20 protein-coding genes are annotated in these 18,118 nt (G+C 69.9%); 17 read left to right on the forward strand and 3 right to left on the reverse strand.

All coding sequences use genetic code 11. From position 1 onward, the window contains the following. Nucleotides 1-28 precede the first annotated feature (28 nt). The 6 genes from SACGLDRAFT_RS21480 to SACGLDRAFT_RS04975 all read left to right on the forward strand — a co-directional run bounded on the left by SACGLDRAFT_RS21480 (nt 29) and on the right by SACGLDRAFT_RS04975 (nt 4,828). Entirely contained in the window at nt 29-1,405 is a 1,377-nt protein-coding gene (locus tag SACGLDRAFT_RS21480; protein ID WP_005462270.1) for a putative T7SS-secreted protein, read from the forward strand. Between the two features lie 75 nt (nt 1,406-1,480). Beyond that, the gene (locus SACGLDRAFT_RS04955) at nt 1,481-1,918 is read left to right on the forward strand and encodes a hypothetical protein (RefSeq protein ID WP_232284072.1); all 438 of its coding nucleotides are present in this window, start codon (nt 1,481-1,483) and stop codon (nt 1,916-1,918) included. Beyond that, on the forward strand, nt 1,915-2,631 hold the full coding sequence (locus tag SACGLDRAFT_RS04960; protein ID WP_005462272.1) for a hypothetical protein: 717 nt from the start codon (nt 1,915-1,917) through the stop codon (nt 2,629-2,631). The genes SACGLDRAFT_RS04955 and SACGLDRAFT_RS04960 overlap by 4 nt, the downstream gene beginning before the upstream one ends. 329 nt (nt 2,632-2,960) lie before the next feature. Beyond that, nucleotides 2,961-3,461, forward strand: a complete 501-nt coding sequence (locus tag SACGLDRAFT_RS04965) for a DcrB/PsbP domain-containing protein (protein ID WP_005462273.1) — start codon at nt 2,961-2,963, stop codon at nt 3,459-3,461. Beyond that, nucleotides 3,458-3,985 carry a YbaB/EbfC family nucleoid-associated protein gene (locus tag SACGLDRAFT_RS04970; protein ID WP_005462274.1) on the forward strand — a complete coding sequence of 176 codons (528 nt, stop codon included), beginning with the start codon at nt 3,458-3,460 and terminating at the stop codon, nt 3,983-3,985. Before SACGLDRAFT_RS04965 ends, SACGLDRAFT_RS04970 begins: the two co-directional genes overlap by 4 nt. A 72-nt stretch (nt 3,986-4,057) precedes the next feature. Next, the gene (locus tag SACGLDRAFT_RS04975) at nt 4,058-4,828 is read left to right on the forward strand and encodes a LamB/YcsF family protein (protein ID WP_005462276.1); all 771 of its coding nucleotides are present in this window, start codon (nt 4,058-4,060) and stop codon (nt 4,826-4,828) included. A gap of 9 nt (nt 4,829-4,837) precedes the next feature. Here SACGLDRAFT_RS04975 and SACGLDRAFT_RS04980 read toward each other — a convergent pair whose 3' ends face one another. From SACGLDRAFT_RS04980 to SACGLDRAFT_RS04990, 3 genes are all read right to left on the reverse strand, one after another. Further along, on the reverse strand, nt 4,838-5,275 hold the full coding sequence (locus SACGLDRAFT_RS04980) for a pyridoxamine 5'-phosphate oxidase family protein (protein WP_005462279.1): 438 nt from the start codon (nt 5,273-5,275) through the stop codon (nt 4,838-4,840). Between the two features lie 147 nt (nt 5,276-5,422). Next, nucleotides 5,423-6,097, reverse strand: a complete 675-nt coding sequence (locus SACGLDRAFT_RS04985; protein WP_040918573.1) for a (2Fe-2S)-binding protein — start codon at nt 6,095-6,097, stop codon at nt 5,423-5,425. Nucleotides 6,098-6,102: 5 nt separating this feature from the next. Further along, on the reverse strand, nt 6,103-6,960 hold the full coding sequence (locus SACGLDRAFT_RS04990) for a putative RNA methyltransferase (protein WP_040918575.1): 858 nt from the start codon (nt 6,958-6,960) through the stop codon (nt 6,103-6,105). Between the two features lie 169 nt (nt 6,961-7,129). On the opposite strand from SACGLDRAFT_RS04990, the gene SACGLDRAFT_RS04995 reads away from it, so the two are divergent. The 11 genes from SACGLDRAFT_RS04995 to trmD all read left to right on the forward strand — a co-directional run bounded on the left by SACGLDRAFT_RS04995 (nt 7,130) and on the right by trmD (nt 18,108). Beyond that, the gene (locus tag SACGLDRAFT_RS04995) at nt 7,130-8,446 is read left to right on the forward strand and encodes an ammonium transporter (protein ID WP_005462286.1); all 1,317 of its coding nucleotides are present in this window, start codon (nt 7,130-7,132) and stop codon (nt 8,444-8,446) included. Beyond that, nucleotides 8,443-8,781: a P-II family nitrogen regulator gene (locus SACGLDRAFT_RS05000; protein ID WP_005462287.1), complete on the forward strand. Its 339-nt coding sequence runs from the start codon at nt 8,443-8,445 to the stop codon at nt 8,779-8,781. The genes SACGLDRAFT_RS04995 and SACGLDRAFT_RS05000 overlap by 4 nt, the downstream gene beginning before the upstream one ends. 8 nt (nt 8,782-8,789) lie before the next feature. After that, the gene (locus SACGLDRAFT_RS05005; RefSeq protein ID WP_005462289.1) at nt 8,790-11,177 is read left to right on the forward strand and encodes a [protein-PII] uridylyltransferase; all 2,388 of its coding nucleotides are present in this window, start codon (nt 8,790-8,792) and stop codon (nt 11,175-11,177) included. Between the two features lie 326 nt (nt 11,178-11,503). After that, on the forward strand, nt 11,504-13,036 hold the full coding sequence (gene ffh, locus SACGLDRAFT_RS05010; protein WP_005462296.1) for a signal recognition particle protein: 1,533 nt from the start codon (nt 11,504-11,506) through the stop codon (nt 13,034-13,036). 9 nt (nt 13,037-13,045) lie between these two features. Then, on the forward strand, nt 13,046-14,110 hold the full coding sequence (locus tag SACGLDRAFT_RS05015; RefSeq protein ID WP_005462298.1) for an amidohydrolase family protein: 1,065 nt from the start codon (nt 13,046-13,048) through the stop codon (nt 14,108-14,110). A gap of 68 nt (nt 14,111-14,178) precedes the next feature. After that, nucleotides 14,179-14,898 carry a CPBP family intramembrane glutamic endopeptidase gene (locus SACGLDRAFT_RS05020; protein ID WP_005462299.1) on the forward strand — a complete coding sequence of 240 codons (720 nt, stop codon included), beginning with the start codon at nt 14,179-14,181 and terminating at the stop codon, nt 14,896-14,898. Nucleotides 14,899-14,954: 56 nt separating this feature from the next. Then, nucleotides 14,955-15,752, forward strand: coding sequence for a CPBP family intramembrane glutamic endopeptidase (locus SACGLDRAFT_RS05025; protein WP_005462300.1), 798 nt, complete (start codon nt 14,955-14,957; stop codon nt 15,750-15,752). A gap of 286 nt (nt 15,753-16,038) precedes the next feature. Next, entirely contained in the window at nt 16,039-16,512 is a 474-nt protein-coding gene (rpsP, locus tag SACGLDRAFT_RS05030; RefSeq protein ID WP_005462301.1) for a 30S ribosomal protein S16, read from the forward strand. Beyond that, nucleotides 16,509-16,748, forward strand: coding sequence for an RNA-binding protein (locus SACGLDRAFT_RS05035; protein ID WP_005462303.1), 240 nt, complete (start codon nt 16,509-16,511; stop codon nt 16,746-16,748). Before rpsP ends, SACGLDRAFT_RS05035 begins: the two co-directional genes overlap by 4 nt. 19 nt (nt 16,749-16,767) lie before the next feature. Then, complete coding sequence (gene rimM, locus SACGLDRAFT_RS05040) at nt 16,768-17,292, forward strand: ribosome maturation factor RimM (protein WP_005462307.1); 525 nt, start codon at nt 16,768-16,770, stop codon at nt 17,290-17,292. A 36-nt stretch (nt 17,293-17,328) separates the two neighbouring features. After that, the gene (trmD, locus tag SACGLDRAFT_RS05045; protein ID WP_005462309.1) at nt 17,329-18,108 is read left to right on the forward strand and encodes a tRNA (guanosine(37)-N1)-methyltransferase TrmD; all 780 of its coding nucleotides are present in this window, start codon (nt 17,329-17,331) and stop codon (nt 18,106-18,108) included. Nucleotides 18,109-18,118 lie beyond the last annotated feature (10 nt).

An 18,118-nucleotide genomic window follows, 5' to 3' on the forward strand; every position in this document is an offset into this window, starting at 1 on the left:
GCTTCGCTGAACTGGGGGTGCGGCCCTGATGGCCGAACTGGGGCAGACAACCAATCCGAAGGACCTGATTCCGGGTGAACCCGAGACGATCATCGAGGACCTGCGGGAGCTCACCAAGAACATCGAGGCGATCGGACTGACCGGCGACGGTCTCGGCACTGTCGATCCCGCGGGGTGGACCGGCGAAGCCGCCTCAACCTTCCGCGACGTCTTCTCCGCCGAACCTCCCAAGTGGTTCCGGGCTCTGGAACAGACCAGCCAGGGCGGTGAGGCTCTCGCCGACTACGCCGACATCCTGGTCTGGGCCCAGGGGGAGGCGCAGCGGGCGATCGAGATGTACACCGAGGCGCAGGCGGCCTCGCGCGCCGCCGCGGCTCAGTACGACGCGCAAGTGCAGCAGGCGGCGGCGACGGGCGCGCCGATCGCGCCGTTCAACGATCCCGGCGCGTCGGTGGCGAACGAAGCTCGGGCCATTCTGGACAACGCCCGCAACGAGCTGAGCCTGGCCGGGGACCTGGTGGCCCGAAAGCTCGGCTTCGAGCCCGACGGTCAGGGCGGTTACAAGCGCAACCTCGGGTCCAAGGAATGGGGAAGCGAGCGGCGCGAGAAGACGCGGGTGTGGGACCCCGAGACCGGGCAGTGGGTCGAACGGGATCCCGGCGGTTGGCAGCGTCACGGTCCCGGAGGTAGCTGGTCGGGCAAGTGGGGCTCCCAGTCCGACGGGATGCTCCGCGACAAGATCAAGGAGGTCCTCGGTCAGCTAGGGATCGAGATCCCCGAGAAAAAGTTGGAAGGGTCGGCGAACGTCGACGTGCTCGGCGGCAAGCTCGACGGCGAGTTCTCCTCGGGCGACTGGTCGGGCAAGGGCAGTCTCGAAGGCTCGCTCCTCGGCGCGGGCGCCGAAGGCAATTTCTCCACGTCCGTCCTCGGTGTCAACGTGGGCGGCAGTGCCGAGGCGTACCTCGCGAAGGGCGGCGCCGAAGGGGAGCTGAGCTACGGCGACTACGGCAAGCTCTCGGGCAAGGCCCAGGGCATCATCGGAGTCGAGGCCTCGGGCAACGTTTCGGTGGGCTTCGACGGGGTTCAAGCGAACCTCGGCGCCTTCGCCGGCGGGAAGGTCGACGCCGATCTCAGTGCCGAGGCGGGTGGCATCACCGTCGGGGTCCACGGGGAAGCACGGTACGGAGCCGGTGCGGACGCGAGTGCGCAGTTCGGCATGGGTGACGACGGCAAGTTCCACATTGGTGTGTCGGCAGGTCTCGCGTTGGGGCTCGGCGCCAAGGGAGGGTTCGATGTCGCGATCGATCCGGGCGAGTTCGCTGGTACCGTGGTCGACGTCGGCAGCGGCATCATGAACGCCGCGTCCAATGTCGGTAATGGAATCGCTAACGCCCTCGGCTTCTGAGCCGGGTCTGGAGACAGCGTGGTAGCAACCCTTCCCTTTCCGATCGAATTCTCGCTTCCCGAGGGATGGCGGTCGGTGAATCCCGACTCGATCGGCGCGGACGGTCCGGGGTTCGTGGCGCTGCACACCGCCACGAGTGGACCCTTCACGGCCAACATCACGATCTCGGGGGAAGTTCGCGATTCCAGCGTGTCGCTGGAGCAGATCGCCGACGAGACCGTCGCACGGCTTCGTCAGACGGACCCGAACGTCGAGGTGGGGAAGCGGGAGCACACCGGCTCGCCCGCGAGCCCCGGCTTCACCCAGGCGCTCCGGTTCCGGCCGGTGATCGAGGGAAGCCCGAGAGAGGTCTACCAGCTTCAGGCGCTGTTGGGAGCCCCGGACCGGCGTGATCCCGGCAGGCGCGCGGTGCTGCACGTCGCGATGACTGCGTTGCCCGAGCAGTTCGCCCAGCTCATGGGCGACTTCGGGAAGTTCCTCTCGACCATTCGGTTCGAGGGGTCGACGGCGTGAGTGTCGGCGTCGTCGTCGCCATCGCCGTCGGTGGCAGCGTCGTGTTCCTCGGCGGGCTGGCGTGGCTGATCGTCAGGCTGAACCGGATGGCCGGACCGAAAGCCGGAGATCGCCGACAGCTCGCCGAGGAACTGTCGCGCCGAGGTTGGAAGTACGCCGAACGCGACGACAGCGTCGTCGACGTCTACAACGAGCTGTACCGGAAGTACACACATCCTTTCGTGCTGGACCCCCTGGTGGGCCCACCACGGGCGACCTCGGCCAAGGACGTCGTCACCGGGGTGCATCGCGGCAGACCGTTCCTGGCGGCGGTGTTGGACACGTATCACCGTGGCGAGTATCTGGCCCAGCGCTGCGTGTGGGTGCGGACACCGGCGCCTCGTCCCGCTCTCACCGTTAGCCGGATGGCGGCCGCCGCCAGTCGGATCAACGACGCCATCGGAACCGGTGACTTCAAGACGGGGAACCCGGAATTCGATGAGAAATTCGACGTGCGCGGTCAGGACCCGAATTTCACCGCTGCCGTCATGACTCCGGAGCTGGTGGCCCTGCTTCTTTCGGAGCGGGGACAATTCAGTGGGTTCATGTTGCTGGGCGACCAGCTCGACGTGTTCGATCCGATCGGCGACCATTGCGACCCGAACCAGCTCGTCGCGGCTCTCGACCTGAGGTGCGACATTCTCGATCGCGTTCCGGCCTCGGTCTGGTCGTGACGACGAGGTGAGGGGGTGGCTCCTTCGCTTCCGCGGAGGGCGGCTACCTTGGTCATCGGTACGGTCCGGCCCCCGGCGGCCGCGACGTGGAGGTGTCCGTGGCAAGAGGGAATTCGAGCCCGGTCCTTCGCGGTGCTGACCGAAATGACGGTCCTGTCCTCGATTTGAGGAAGTGTCCGAAATTGCTCGAAGTCGACGGCGGTTCGCCCCCGGATCGGGACGGCCGCATCGGCTATCGAATGAAATGACGTCGCACGACAACGGTTGTTCCCGGACTGACGTCCGAATCGACGAGCAGCCGATGTCGTCCGCACGAGGAATGTCGGGGAATGAGTACGAGAGTGTCGACGTTGCCGGCGCCGGTGAGATTCACCTTGCCGGACGGCTGGGTCGCGGTGCCCCCGCGAGAGGTCAAGGCTGACAATGCCGCGTTCGTGGCGGTGTATCCGGAAATGAAGGGGGTGTTCACCCCGAACATCACCGTGACCGGTCACGTCCGGCCGCATTACGCGTCGTTGGAACAGGTGGCGGAGCAGGCGCTGGCGGAGCTGCGGTCGGGCGCGTCCGATGTGCAGGTGGGGGAGCGAAGCGAGATAGGGAACGCGAGCCACCCCGGTTTCGTGCGGGCGGTTCGGTTCGCGTTGCCTTACGGCGGAAAACCGCTGTACATCGTGCAGCGCCAAGCCTTCTTCCGAATGCGTCATCCACGAAGTTCCGCCCATATGGCGGTCCTGCAGGTGGCGTTGACGGCGTTGCCCGAACAGTTCGTGAACCTGCTCGACGAGTTCCACGACTTTCTTTCGACGATCCGACCGGAAGTGGTGCAATGAGTGGTTACGCAGCGCAGCTCATGCGTCGTATCGAGGCGCTGGACACGGCGGCGGCCGACAACCGCCGTCGGGCCGAGGCCTACAAGCAGACGGAGGAGGAGCTCAAGAACGTCCGCGCGAGCGTGACGTCGCCCGACGGAGTCGTGACCGTGGTGGCGGGACCCGGAGGCTCGATCACGTCCGTCACGTTCTCCGACCGCGTTCGCGAGCTCAGCCCGGCGACGTTGTCCACGACGGTTCAGCAGACCATCGCGGCTGCCGTCGCCGCCGCGGCGCGCCGGCAGGCGGAGGTCGTCCGGCGAGGGCTGGGCAGCACGGACCTGTTGGACCGGGTCATCGAGTCGGACGAGCGGTTGTTCGGGGACCAGCGTCCCCCCGAGTCCGCGGAGCCCCACGCCCAGCAGGCGCCGTCGAGCGCTCAGCCACTTCCGAAGGCTCAGGCGTCCCCGAGGAGGGCGGCTCCCTCCTCCGCCGACGACGAGGCGTTCTTCCAGGACTTCGGCGTCTTCTCGTCGAGGCGGTGACGTGTTCCCCGGCCGGCCGGGGCGTCGGTACGGGCCGTCCCCGGCCGGCCGAAACGCGATTACCCTGTCGATGTGGACGTGGTGATCGACCTCAACAGTGATCTGGGCGAGGGCTTCGGAGCGTGGCCGCTCGGGGACGACGAGGCGTTGCTGGACGTGGTCACCAGCGCCAACGTCGCGTGTGGTTTCCACGCGGGCGACCCGAGCGTGCTGCGCCGTGTCACCGAACGGGCCGCCGAACGCGGCGTGGCGATCGGTGCTCAGGTCGGTTACCGCGATCTGGCCGGGTTCGGTCGCCGCTTCATCGACATGGACCCCCACGATCTGGCCAACGACGTCATCTACCAGATCGGGGCGCTCGACGGGTTCGCCCGGATCGCCGGCTCGGCCGTGCGCTACGTCAAGCCTCACGGCGCGCTCTACAACGCCGTGGTGTCGCACGCGGAACAGGCGGCCGCCGTGGTGGACGCGGTCCGGCGTTACGACCCCACTCTTCCGATCCTGGGGCTGCCGGGCTCGGAGCTCGTCCGCCGGGCCGAGGAGGCGGGGCTGACCGTCGTGCTGGAGTCCTTCGCCGACCGCGCCTACACCCCGGAGGGCACGCTGGTGTCGCGTCGCGAGCCGCATGCTGTGGTTCGGGATCCCGACGAGGTGGTGGAGCGCAGCGTGCGCATGGCGTTGGAGGGAGCCGTGCGGGCGGTGGACGGCAGTGTGTTGACGCTGCGTCCCCAGTCGTTGTGCGTTCACGGCGACACCCCCGGTGCCGTCGACCTCGCGCGCCGGGTTCGCAAGGCGCTCACCGACGCCGGGGTGTCGGTGAGGTCCTTCGTCGAGACCGACTGAGGGAGCGGCTCAGCTCGACGCGAACGAAAGCCGTCGTCCCGTGAGTTGCCCCGCCCGGATGCGCAGGTACCGGTCGCGCTGGCCCGGCGCCCACGGCCGGTTGCGGAAGTCCGTGACCCGTACCAGCGTGTTGACGTCGGTGATGACCGTGGCGGTGCCGAGCAGGACGACGCTCCACCCGGTGTGGCTCGCGTGGTCGATGCTGTCGACCTCGAACGCCACGACCGTGTCCGCCACCCGGCGCGCCCATGAGTCCCCCGACGTTCTGATGATCACGTCGCGGCCGTCGAGGACGTAGTTCACCGGGCGGATAGCGGGCAGCGCCTTCTCGGTGAAGACGAGCCGCCCGACGGGTTCGGTTTTGAGCAGCTCAAGGCATTCCACCTCGCTGAGCTCCCGCATCTCGGCGGGAGTGGTGATCGCCTTCGCGGACCGTGGCTGTGTCACCGGTTGCATCCCTCGTGTCGTCGCCTGCCCCCGGCTCGTCGCGGTTCGCACCCGCCGGGTCTCGACATCGACTCTGCGTCACGACCCACCGCCCTGAGCAGGGCACAAAGACCCGTCTGCGGTGACCCAACGACACGAGGCCGGCATCTAGGGGCCGAGGAGCAGTCGCAACCGGTGCTCCCGCTCGGCCGGGGTCTGGCGGGGGCAGCTCGCGCATTTCGAGTCCCGCGTGGCGGGGGCTTCGTAGATCAGGCAGCACGACGAACGCCGCAGCACCAGCCGATCACCCATCGTGGCGAACCGGGGGCGCGGGGACCCGTTCCACACGCACCCCGGTAGCTCGCGGGCCGCGCTTTCCATATGGTCGGAGAGTTCGCGGGCCAGCCGAGGCGCCGTGTTCGCGTCGCCGGTGGTGGACGCCGCCCACAGCAGGCGGTTGGCGATCGAGTCCACTCCCACGGCCCACAACGCGCGTGGGGAGGCGCCGCTGGCCCGCGCGAACGCGGTGACAGCGGAGTCGAGGGCCCGGACGAGTGCCGCGCCGAGAGCGGCCGGATCCGCCCCGAGGGCGCGGGTCGAGTGCGCGTCGAGGAACCGCCCGTCGGCGGTGACGTCGAACGTCACGGCGTCCAGGGCGGGGTCGCGCGCCACTCCCGTGTGCACCCAGGGTTCGAGGGCGGGTGCGACGAGCACCGACGACGCCGAGTACCACCGAATGGTACCCAGCACCGCGGGCGCGGCTCGGCCGTGCAGTCGTCGCGCCCGGTCGAGGTCCTCCGTCACCCACGCGGGGTCCGCGAGCGCCGTCGCGGGCAGTTCCACAACCCTCACCCCCGCTTCTCGTAGACCGACACCGTGAACGACAGTGTCACCCGGACCGCCTCGGCGACGGCGGCCAGCCGGTCGCCGAGCCCGTTCCGGTGCAGGTGATGGGCATTGGGCCCCATGAGTACGGCGTTGCGTACGTCGTCGGGCGAGAGCGTGACGTGGTCGGTGACGTCCGTGCGTTCGACGAGCGTGAAACCTGCGGCGAGCGCGGCGTCGAGGCGTTCGGACTTGTCGGCGCCGACGTCGAGCAGCGACAGCGACTCGGCGAGTTCGGCGAGGTGACCCGGCCCCGGACCGGCCACGAGCAGCCTGCCCTCCGGGACGAGCACGCGGCGGAACTCGTCCGCGTTACGGGGCGCGAAGACGTTGAGCACCGTCTCGGCCACGCCCTCGCCCACCGGCCACGGCCGCCACAGGTTCCACACCGCCGCGCCCAACCTCGGATGGGCACGGGCGGCCCGCTTCAGCGCCGGGGCGGACACGTCGAGGGCGAGTCCGGTGGCCTGCGGTAGCGCGTCCAGGACGTGGGCGAGGTAGTAGCCCGTGCCCGCGCCCGCGTCGACCACCATCCGCCCCCTCGCGCGCGCCGCGAGTGCCGCGGCCAGGGACTCGTAGAAGCCCTTGCCCAGGAAGGCGACTCGCGCCGCCACCATCTCGGCCGTGTCGGCGGTGCCCTTCGGAACCTTGGCGTGCAGGAGGTTGACGTAGCCCTGTCGGGCCAGGTCGAACGCGTGCCCCCGAGGGCAGCGCAGCGTACGAGCCTCCCGAGCCACCCGGTCGCCGCACACCGAACACCGCAACGCCGCCACGACGGGGTCGGGCGGGGCGGGGAGCGTAGGGGAGTGGTTCGCGGGCATGGCCCTATTCGACCACGCCGCCTCGACGTGGGCTGAAACGTAGCCGTTACGGAGCGCACGGCCCAGTTCACTTGTCCGCAACACCGGAAGCGATTTGTCGCAACATGCCGCTTCGATGCTCATGCCGAACCGCGGGTTGCGCACGGGCGCACGAGTGCGAGGAGGCGACGTGGAAGGGAATACGGCCTGGTTGCTCACCAGCGCCGCACTGGTGTTTCTGATGACGCCGGGACTGGCGTTCTTCTACGGAGGCATGGTGCGCGCGAAGAGCGTGCTCAACATGCTGATGATGTGCTTCGGGGCGCTGGGGCTCGTCGGGGTGTTGTGGATGGTCTACGGCTACTCCACCGCGTACGGCACCGACATCGCGGGGCTGGTCGGCAACCCGTTCGACCACCTCGGGCTGGCCGGGTTGATGACGCCCGAGGGAGATCCGACGGAGAGCACGGTCGACGTCGCGTTCCAGGCGATGTTCGCCATCATCACCACCGCGCTGATCGCGGGCGCGGTGGCCGACCGCATGCGGTTCGGCGCCTGGCTGCTGTACGCGGGGGCGTGGGTGACGCTCGTGTACTTCCCCGTGGCGCACTGGGTGTGGGGCGACGGCGGGTGGATCGGCGAACTCGGCGCGCTGGACTTCGCCGGTGGCACTGCCGTGCACATCAACGCCGGAGCCGCCGCGCTCGGACTGGTGCTCGTGCTGGGCAAGCGGGTCGGCTGGCCGTCGGAGCCGATGAAGCCGCACAACCTCCCGTTCGTGATGCTCGGCGCGGGGCTGCTGTGGTTCGGCTGGTTCGGGTTCAACGCCGGGTCGGCGTACGCCGCGGACGGGGTCGCCGGGATCGCCTTCGTGAACACGGTGACCGCCACGTGTGTCGCCATGCTGGGGTGGCTGCTCGTCGAGCGGCTGCGGGACGGCAAGGCCACGAGCCTCGGGGCGGCGTCGGGCGTGGTGGCCGGCCTGGTCGCGATCACTCCCGCGTGCGCCTACGTGGACACCTGGGGCGCGTTGGTGATCGGTGTGGTCGCGGGAGCGCTGTGCTCGCTGGCGGTCGGCCTCAAGTACCGGTTGGGCTTCGACGACTCGCTCGACGTCGTGGGTGTGCACCTCGTCGGCGGTCTGGTCGGCACCGTGCTGCTCGGCTTCGTGGCGACGTCCTCCGTGGTCGGTGAGGACGGCTCCGACGGGTTGTTCTACGGCGGCGGTGCGGGGCTGCTGGGTGTCCAGGTGCTCAGCGCCGTGGCGGTGATGGCCTACTCCGCGCTGATCTCGGTGCTGCTGGGGCTGTTCGTCAAGGCCGTCACGGGCGGCCGGGTCAGTGCCGAGACGGAGGTCGCGGGCATCGACGAGGCGGAGCACGCCGAGTCGGCGTACGACTTCGCCGGCGCCCGAGGCGGGAGGGCCGCGTCGGGCGAGACGGGCACGCCGCCGATGGAGGCTCCGAAACCAGTGCCCGCCGGGAAGTTCGAGGAGAGCGCGTCATGAAGTTGATCACCGCGATCGTGAAACCGTACACGCTGGACGACGTGCGCACGGCGCTCGAACAGCTCGGCGTGCTGGGCATGACCGTCAGCGAGGTCCAGGGCTACGGACGTCAGAAGGGGCACACGGAGGTCTACCGCGGGGCCGAGTACGCCGTCGACTTTGTGGCCAAGACCCGGATCGAGGTGGTCACCGACGACGTCATGGCGGACAAGGTGGTGGACGCCGTCGTGGCCGCGGCCCACACCGGTCGGATCGGGGACGGCAAGGTGTGGGTGACTCCGGTCGAGACGGTGGTCCGGGTCCGCACGGGCGAACGCGGCGCGGACGCGCTGTAGCCGCGGTCATGGCCGAACCGGGTCTCGTGGAGGTGGCGAACCGTCTGATCGACGTACGCGGGACCACCGCGGCGGAGGTGCGGGCCATGCTGGTCGAGCTATACGACTTCTGGCTCCGCCGTGCCGCCGGGGAGTCCGGTGTGGACGGCGAATCGGTCGGGGTCGCGCTGGCGGCGGTCGGTGGCCTGGGCCGCCGCGAGTTGGTGCCGTTCGCCGACCTCGACCTGGTACTGCTCCACGACGGACGTCCGGAGGCGGACCGGATCGCCGAGGCCGTGTGGTACCCGCTGTGGGACTCCGGGATCCCGATCGATCACGTGGTGCGTACTCCGGACCAGGCGCTGGAGGTCGCGGCCGAGGACGTGCGCACCGCGATCGGCTTGCTCGACCTCCGTCCGCTCGCGGGGGACGAATCGCTCGTCGCGCGCGTGCGGACGGAGGCACGGGAGCAGTGGCGGCGGCTGGCTCGGCGCGTCGTACCCGAGTTGCTCGCGGCGACGCGGGCCCGGTGGGAACGCAGCGGGGAGATCGCGCAGTCCGCGCGCCCGGACGTCAAGTACGGCCGGGGTGGACTGCGGGATCTGGCCGTGTTGGACGCGCTCGCGGTGGCGCAGCTCACCGATCGGCCGAACCGGGAGGTGAACTCGGCCCGCGAACTCCTCCTGGACGTCCGTACCGAACTACGCAGGCTGCTGCGCCGCGCGCGGGATGTGCTCGAACCGCCCGAGGCGACGGCCGTCGCCACGCGGCTGGGGTTCGACGACCGGTTCGCGCTCGCGCGGGCGTTGTCGGGTGGGACACGGGCCGTCGCGTACGCGCTCGACGTCGCGTTCCGTGCCGCGAAGCAGCCACCGAGCATCCGGCGCCGCCCCACGCGGGTGCCTCTCGACGACGGTGTGGTGCTGCACGGCTCCGAGGTCGCCCTCGCCCGGCGGGCTCACCCGACCCGCGACCCCTTCCTGGTGTTGCGGGTGGCCGCCGCTTCGGCGGTCACGGGAGCCCCCATCGCGCAGGGCACCCTCGCGGTGCTGGCCGCGTCGGCGCCCGAACCGCGTCCGCCGTGGCCCGACGGTGCTCGTGACACGTTGCTGCGCCTGCTCGGCGCCGGTGAGGGAGTCGTAGCGGCGGTCGAGGCACTCGACCGCGCGGGGCTGTGGGGCAGGTTGTTCCCGGAGTGGGGCGCGGTGCGGGACCTGGCGCCGAGGGAGCCCCTGCACTCGTGGACGGTCGACGCCCATCTCCTGCGCACGTGTGTGGAGGCTGCCCGGCTCAGCACCTCGGTCTCCCGGCCCGATCTGCTCCTGCTCGCCGCCTTCCTGCACGACATCGGCAAGGGACGCGACACCGACCACTCCGAGTTGGGGGCGCGGCTCGCCGAACGGGTCGCCGAGAGGCTCGGCGTGACCGGGCGGGACGGGACGGTGCTGGTGGGCGCCGTACGACACCACCTGTTGCTGATCCACACCGCTCTCCGGCGCGACATCACCGAGCGCGCGACCGTCGAGCGCGTCGCCACCACTCTCGGGGGCGACGCGGTGCTGCTGGAGGTGCTGCGCGCGTTGACCGAGGCCGACGCGCGGGCCACCGGTCCGGGAGTCTGGACGCCGTGGCGGGCTCGGCTCGTGGACGAGCTGGTGTCTCGTTGCCGGGCCCTCATGCGGGGTGAGGAGCCCACCCTGCCCCCTCGGGAACTCACGGGAGCGCAGCGGGAACTCGCGGTCGAGGCGATTCGTACGACCACCGGCCGCACGCGGGTCGATCCCGGCTCCGGCGACGGCCCCGAGCTGCCGCTCACCGTCGAGTTCGCCGCGCCTTCCGGCCGGGCGCTCTTCGCGCCCGCGATGGGAGTGTTGGCGGCGAACTCGCTGCGAGTGCTGTCGGCGGTGGTGCGGGGGCACCTCGGGGCCACGGTGGGGGTGTTCACCGTCACGCCCGTCTTCGGTGATCCTCCCGAGCCGGCGCTGTTGCGGGACCAGTTCGCCCGCGCCGTGACTCGTAGCCTTCACCTCGGCGCCCGGCTCGCCGAAAAGGAACGGGCCTACGCCTCGCGGACCCGAGTCGTGCCGCAGGTCGATCCCGTGGTCCTGTGGTTCGACGACGAGGTCTCGGGTCGCGAGGTCGTCATGGAACTGCGCGCGGTGAGCAGGATCGGCCTGCTGTACCGGGTCGCGTGCGTGCTGGAGTCGAGGGATGTGCGGGTGCGCTGGGCGCGGATCGCCGAACTCGGCGCGGGGGTCGTCGCCTCCTTCGCGGTGGCGCCCGGTCGCGGAACGCCGGACACCGCATGGCGGACGGAGGTCACCGAGGCCGTGCTGAACGCCGCGGGCCCCACGCCCGTCGGGGCTGTCGGTAGCCCCCGCCCCCCGCGAGGCGGGGAACCGGATCGGATTGCGTAGGACTACTCACCGATTACTCGGTGTCTTCACGCTGCCTCCACCGGGACGAACCGGGCAAGCTGTGAGGCAACTCGGTGAGGTGCCGAAGGCCGATCCGGGCGTTCGCCAGTTCTGGGGGTCTGGCGAACGCCATGACGCAGCCGGACCCGGCGAGTGCCTCGCCGAGGGAAGCCCGCCCGGGACGGAGAGGGACGCACAGGGGGGAGCGTCCGCCCGGGCGGGCCGAGAAGTCGAGGTGCCGGAGTCGTCTACCCTTGGAAGTCGCGGTCGGGCCCTGGGCACGTGGCCCGGACCGGACAACCACGACCTGCTGGAGCGTGCACCTCGTGTTCGACACACTCTCCGATCGGCTCACGTCGGTCCTGCAGAACCTGCGCGGAAAGGGCAAGCTCTCCGACGCCGACATCGACGCGACCGCGCGGGAGATCCGCATCGCGTTGCTGGAGGCGGACGTCGCGCTACCCGTGGTCCGGGAGTTCATCAAGCAGGTCAAGGACAGGGCTAAGGGCGCGGAGGTCTCGCAGGCGCTGAACCCGGCCCAACAGGTCATCAAGATCGTCAACGAGGAACTCATCGGCATCCTCGGCGGCGAGACCCGCAGGCTCAACCTCGCCAAGAACCCGCCCTCGGTGATCATGCTGGCGGGTCTTCAGGGTTCCGGTAAGACGACCCTGGCGGGCAAGCTCGCGCTGTGGTTGAAGAAGCAGGGGCACACCCCGCTGCTCGTGGCCTGTGACCTGCAGCGGCCGAACGCCGTGACCCAGCTCCAGGTCGTCGGTGAGCGCGCGGGTGTCACCACGTTCGCGCCCGAGCCCGGCAACGGGGTGGGCGACCCGGTGGACGTCGCGCGGCGGTCGATCGAGGAGGCCCGCCGGGCCCAGCACGACGTGGTCATCGTCGACACGGCCGGTCGGCTCGGTGTCGACGAGGAGCTCATGCGGCAGGCCGCCGACATCCGGGACGCCGTGACACCCGACGAGACGCTGTTCGTCGTCGACGCCATGATCGGTCAGGACGCGGTGACCACGGCGGAGGCGTTCCGTGACGGCGTCGGCTTCTCCGGCGTGGTGCTCACCAAGCTGGACGGCGACGCCCGCGGTGGTGCGGCGCTGTCGGTGCGGCACGTCACCGGCAAACCGATCCTGTTCGCCTCCAACGGCGAGAAACTCGAGGACTTCGACGTCTTCCACCCCGACCGGATGGCCAGCCGCATCCTCGGGATGGGCGACGTGCTCACCCTGATCGAGCAGGCCGAGCAGGCGTTCGACCAGGAGAAGGCGGAGCGGGCCGCGGCCAAGCTGGGCACCGGCGAGCTCACGCTGGAGGACTTCCTGGAGCAGATGCAGGCCGTGCGGCGCATGGGCCCGATCGGCAACCTGCTCGGCATGCTGCCCGGCGCGGGGCAGATGAAGGAGCAGCTCGCGCAGGTCGATGACTCCCATCTCGACCGTCTTCAGGCGATCATCCGGGGCATGACGCCCGCCGAGCGGGCCAACCCCAAGATCATCAACGCCTCGCGCAGGCAGCGTATCGCCAAGGGGTCGGGCGTCACGGTGCGCGAGGTCAACGACCTGGTGAACCGCTTCTTCGAAGCACGCAAGATGATGCAGCAGATGGCGGGCCGGTTCGGCTTCGGCCTCGGCGGCAGCGCGACGAAGAAGCGCAAGGGCAAGAAGGGCAAGAAGGGCAAGAACAAGGGGCCCACACCGCCCAAGATGAAGGGCGGCTTCCCCGGTGGCCTGCCCGGTGGGTTCCCGCAGGGCGGCGGTATGCCCGACCTGTCCCAGCTCGGTGGCGGGCTGAACGAGCTGCCGCCGGGGTTCGACCCGTCGAAGCTGAAGCTGCCGAAGAAGAAGTAGGCCGTGGCCGTGTACCACATTCGCGGGGTCGTGCTCCCCGACGGCGAGGAGCGCGACGTCTGGATCAAGGACGGGCGGATCACCTTCGAGCCGGTCGAGGAGGCCCGCACGCTCGACGGCGCCTTCGTGGTCCCCGGTCTGGTGGACGCGCACTGTCACCCCGGAATCGGGGAGAACGGTCCCACCACGCTGGAGGAGGCGTGTGCGCAGGCGATCCGGGATCGTGACGCGGGCACGCTGCTGATCAGGGACTGCGGCCTGCCGATCGACGCGCGCCCGCTCCAGAGCCGGGCCGACCTGCCCCGCATCATCCGCAGCGGACGTCACCTCGCCCTGCCGAAGCGCTACCTCCGTGGCTACGCGATCGAACTCTCCCACCCCGACGAACTGCCCGCCGCCGTGGCGGCCCAGGCCGAGGACGGCGACGGCTGGGTCAAGCTCGTCGGTGACTGGATCGACCGGTCGGTGGGCGATCTCGCGCCGTTGTGGCCCGACGACGTGCTCGCCGAGGCCGTGCGGGTCGCTCACGAGGCTGGGGCGCGGGTGACGGCGCACGTCTTCGGGGAGGCCGCCCTGCCGGGGCTGATCGCCGCGGGCATCGACTGCCTCGAACACGGCACGGGCCTGTCCTCCGACCAGCTCGCCGAGCTCGCCCGCAAGGGCATCGCCCTCGTACCGACCCTCATCAACATCGACAACTTCCCCGCCATCGCCGACAGCGCGGTGCGCTACCCCACCTACGCCGCCCACATGCGGGCGCTCCACGCGGGGGTCACCGACATGGTGGGTGCCGCCGTCGACGCCGGCGTGGCGATCTACGCCGGTTCCGACGCGGGCGGCATGGTGGAGCACGGCAGGCTCGTCGACGAGATCGAGGCCCTCCACAAGGCCGGGCTGTCGAAGGAACGAGCGCTGGCCTCGGCGTCGTGGGCGGCGAGGGACTGGCTCGGTGTCGAGGGCATCGTCGAAGGCGCCTCCGCCGACCTGCTCGTGTTCGACTCGGACCCGCGAGAGGACCTGGCGGTACTACGCCGTCCGCGCCACATCGTCCTCCGGGGGGTTTTGATCAACTGACGCCCTCGGCCGTTCCGCCGTAGTGTTTTGACCACACAGTGATCGGCGTCCGCGGTCCGGGAGGTGCAGTGGAGGACGAGGGGGCGACGTCGGCCCGTGACGGGCTGGTGCTGGGAGCACATTGGGCGCTGGTCGCCTTCATCGTCTCCCTCGGCGCTTACTACGTGCTGTCACTTCTGCTGTCCGGACTCGCCTTCCACGGGCGGATCGGGCTGTCCGACCTCGGTCCGCTCGTCCTGCTGGCCTTCCTCCCCAACCTCTTCTTGGGCCTGGGGCCGGTCCTCGCTTCGCGCCGCTGGGGCAGGGGAGTGCGGATCGACTTCGGGCTGCGGCCCACCGGTCGGGACGTGCGCGTCGGGTTGGCCTGCGGAGGGTTCTCGCTGCTCGCGGCCTACGTGCTGAACCTGGTGCTGCTCCAGGTCTACGGGGGCGACTACCTGTCCGACTCCACCACGGAGGTGCTGCGGAGCATGACGTCCAGCTTCGGCTGGCTCGTGTTCGCGGCGCTCGTCGTGGTGGTGGCCGCGCCCCTGACCGAGGAGCTGTTGTTCCGAGGAGCCCTGTGGAGCGGTCTGGCGCACCATCGGGTGTCGCCCTGGGTGATCCTCGTGTTGACGGCGCTGATCTTCGCGCAGGTGCACGGGGAGCCGGAACGCACGTTGGCCCTGCTGGGGCAAGGCATCGCCATCGGTACGGCGAGGCTCCTCACCGGAAGGGTGAGCGCGAGCATCATCGCGCACGCCACCAACAACCTTCCGCCCGCGTTGCTGCTGTTCGGCGGCTCGTGATCCATCTTCGACCCAGTAGGCTCGAAGAAAAGATCATGAAAAACGGAGGGGATCGGGTGAGGTCATCGGACTCGCAGGACCCCGCGGGCGAGGAGGTCGGTGCCGACGCGCCCGAACCGAGCGGGCGCCCCGCGTTCCACCGGCCCACCCATCGCTGGGGTTTCGGGGCGTTCCTGTTCGTGGAGGCCGTGCTGCTGGCGACGGCGGCGTTCGTCGGCGTCTTCCTCGGCGGCGGAACCCCGGAGTCCGTTCCCGTGCGTGACGTGCTCATCGGCACGATGACCCCCACGATGCTCGCCGCGCTGTCCGCCCTGGTTATCACCAAGGTGCGGGGCAACGGTCCGTTGGCCGACCTGTGTCTCGCGTGGCGCTGGGACGACGTGAAGGTCGGTCTCAAGTTCGGCGCCCTCGGCCTGGTGTGCACGGTGGTGGGCGTGCTGGTCTGGACCCGATTGGTGGGGGAGGACAACGCCACATCGGCCATCGGCGCGCTGATCGAGGACAAACCGATGTCGGTGTCGGCGGCCGTGGCCATGTTCGTCTATCTGTGGCTGCTCGGCCCGGTCTGCGAGGAGATCATCTACCGCGGGCTGCTGTGGGGCGCGGCCGAACGACTGGGCTGGGGCTCGGAGCGGTGGGGGCGGTTCGCGGCGTTCGTGTTGTCGACGGCCGTGTTCGCCGTGAGCCACCTCGAACCGCTGCGTACGTCGCTTCTGATCGTCATCGCCATCCCCATCGGGCTGGCCAGGCTGGTCACCGGGCGGCTGCTCGGCAGCATCGTCGCCCACCAGATGAACAACTTCCTCCCCGCACTGGCGATACTGCTGACCTCACTCGGCGTGGTCACGTCCTGAAGGGGCGCTTCGGGGGCGGATCGCGTGGCGGGACGTGCCCGAGGAGGTGCCGTCGGGCGAGCTCCGGGGCGGCCCGTGGTCGGTGCCCCGCCCCGTGGCCGGGGTGCTCACGCTCCCCGGCACCAACCGAGTTCGCCCGTTCTGGCAAAATGGGGGCTTGCCCGCTCCGGTTCGGGCCCTCTCACCGTGCCGGGGCGACCACCTACTTGCGGGCACCTGGATCCGGCTCCCCACTCGGATCGTGTCCCGACCCGAGTACGAGAAGACGACAGGAGTACCCACACCCGTGGCTGTCAAGATCAAGCTGCAGCGCCTCGGCAAGATTCGCGCGCCCTACTACCGCATTGTGGTCGCGGACGCCCGCACCCGTCGTGACGGCAGGGCCATCGAGACCATCGGGAAGTACCACCCGAAGCAGGAGCCGAGCTTCATCGAGGTGGACTCCGAGCGGGCTCAGTACTGGCTGAAGGTCGGCGCTCAGCCCACGGAGCCCGTGCAGCGCATCCTCGAGATCACCGGCGACTGGCAGAAGTTCAAGGGTCTGCCCGGCGCCGAGGGCAAGCTCCGTAAGCCCGAGCCGAAGCCCTCGAAGGAGGAGCTGTTCAACGCCGCGCTCGCCGCTGCCAACGAGGAGCCCAGCGTCGAGGCCACCACGCCGAAGAAGAAGGGCGGCAAGAAGGCCGACAAGGCCGAGGGGTCCGAGGCCGGCGACTCGGCTGAGAAGAAGGACTCGGCTGAGAAGAAGGCTGACGAGGCGTGAGCTTTCTCGCCGATTCGCTCGAACACCTGGTGCGCGGCATCGTCGATCACCCCGACGACGTCCAGGTCGAGCTGATCACCACCCGTCGAGGTAGGACGTTGGAGGTCCACGTGCACCCCGACGACCTCGGCAAGGTGATCGGCCGCGGAGGCCGTACGGCCACCGCGCTGCGCACCGTGATGGGATCCGTCGGTGGTCGTGGCGTCCGCGTGGACGTCATCGACACCGACCGCTGACCGCGCAGAGGCAGCGAGCGTGCAGGTCGTAGTGGGTCGGGTGGTCAAACCGCACGGCATTCGCGGTGAACTCGCCGTCGACGTGCGCACCGACTCGCCCGAGGAACGTTTCGTACCGGGTGCGGTTCTGACCGCCCGAGCCCGGAACGGCGCCACCCGCACGCTCACCGTGGCAGCCGTCCGCCCCCACGGCGGGCGGCTGCTCGTGCGGTTCGACGAGGTGCCCGATCGCACGGCGGCGGAGGAGGCCAGGGGCCTCACCCTGTTGGTCGACGCCGATGACCTGCCGCCGATTGACGATCCGGACGAGTTCTACGACCACGAGCTGGAAGGCCTGCGCGCCGAGCTGGTCGACGGCACCGTCGTCGGCACGGTTCGCGAGGTGGTGCATTCCCCCGGCGGGGAGCTGCTCGCCGTCGACGTCGAGACCTCCGGGACTCGGCGGGAGGTCCTCGTGCCGTTCGTGGCCGCGATCGTGCCGCATGTGGACGTCGCCGAGGGTCGGATCGTGCTCGATCCGCCCGAGGGCCTGCTCGACGGGTGAGTCCGCCGTTCACGCGACGAGGATGAGAAGGAACACGTGAGCGAGCCGAACTCCGAGCGACAGCCACTCCGCATCGACGTCATCACGATCTTCCCGGAATACCTCGAACCGCTGCGGGCCGCGTTGCTCGGCAGGGCCATCGAACGAGGTCTTCTGGAAGTCGGCGTGCACGACCTGCGTGACTGGACGCACGACGTGCACCGTGCCGTCGATGACGCCCCCTACGGGGGCGGTCCCGGCATGGTGATGAAACCGCAGGTGTGGGGTGAGGCGCTGGACGACGTGTGTGGCGAACACACGCGTCTCGTGGTGCCCACCCCGGCCGGACGGCCGTTCACCCAGGAGACGGCGCGGGAGTACGCGACCGAACGACACCTCGTGTTCGCGTGCGGGCGGTACGAGGGCATCGACCAGCGGGTGATGGTCGACGCCGCCCGACGCATGCCGGTGGACGAGGTGTCCATCGGGGATTTCGTGCTCGTCGGGGGAGAGGTCGCCGTGCTCGCCATGGTCGAGGCGGTGGCCCGACTGCTGCCGGGAGTGCTCGGCAACCCGGTGTCGGCCGAACAGGACTCCTTCTCCGACGGGCTCCTGGAGGGCCCCAGCTACACCCGACCGGAGGTGTGGCGCGGTCTCACGGTGCCGTCCGTGCTTCGTTCGGGCAACCATGCGCTGATCGACCGGTGGCGCCGTGACGAGTCGTTGGCGAGGACTTTCCATCGCCGACCCGACCTGCTCGAACGTCTTCCGGAAGGTAGCCTGGACGAGCGGGATCGCGAGGTGCTCGACCGGCTTCGCCAGGAGGCCGGTGACTGACGCCCGCGCA

Origin of the sequence: Saccharomonospora glauca K62, assembly GCF_000243395.2 — a bacterium.
GTDB classification, from domain to species: domain Bacteria; phylum Actinomycetota; class Actinomycetes; order Mycobacteriales; family Pseudonocardiaceae; genus Saccharomonospora; species Saccharomonospora glauca.

Coding starts and splice junctions, on each gene's coding strand:
- SACGLDRAFT_RS21480 (WP_005462270.1), top strand. CDS start 29: ATGGCCGAACTGGGGCAGACAACCAATCCGAAGGACCTGATTCCGGGT.
- SACGLDRAFT_RS04965 (WP_005462273.1), top strand. CDS start 2,961: ATGAGTACGAGAGTGTCGACGTTGCCGGCGCCGGTGAGATTCACCTTG.
- SACGLDRAFT_RS04970 (WP_005462274.1), top strand. CDS start 3,458: ATGAGTGGTTACGCAGCGCAGCTCATGCGTCGTATCGAGGCGCTGGAC.
- SACGLDRAFT_RS04990 (WP_040918575.1), bottom strand. CDS start 6,960: ATGCCCGCGAACCACTCCCCTACGCTCCCCGCCCCGCCCGACCCCGTC.
- SACGLDRAFT_RS05000 (WP_005462287.1), top strand. CDS start 8,443: ATGAAGTTGATCACCGCGATCGTGAAACCGTACACGCTGGACGACGTG.
- SACGLDRAFT_RS05005 (WP_005462289.1), top strand. CDS start 8,790: ATGGCCGAACCGGGTCTCGTGGAGGTGGCGAACCGTCTGATCGACGTA.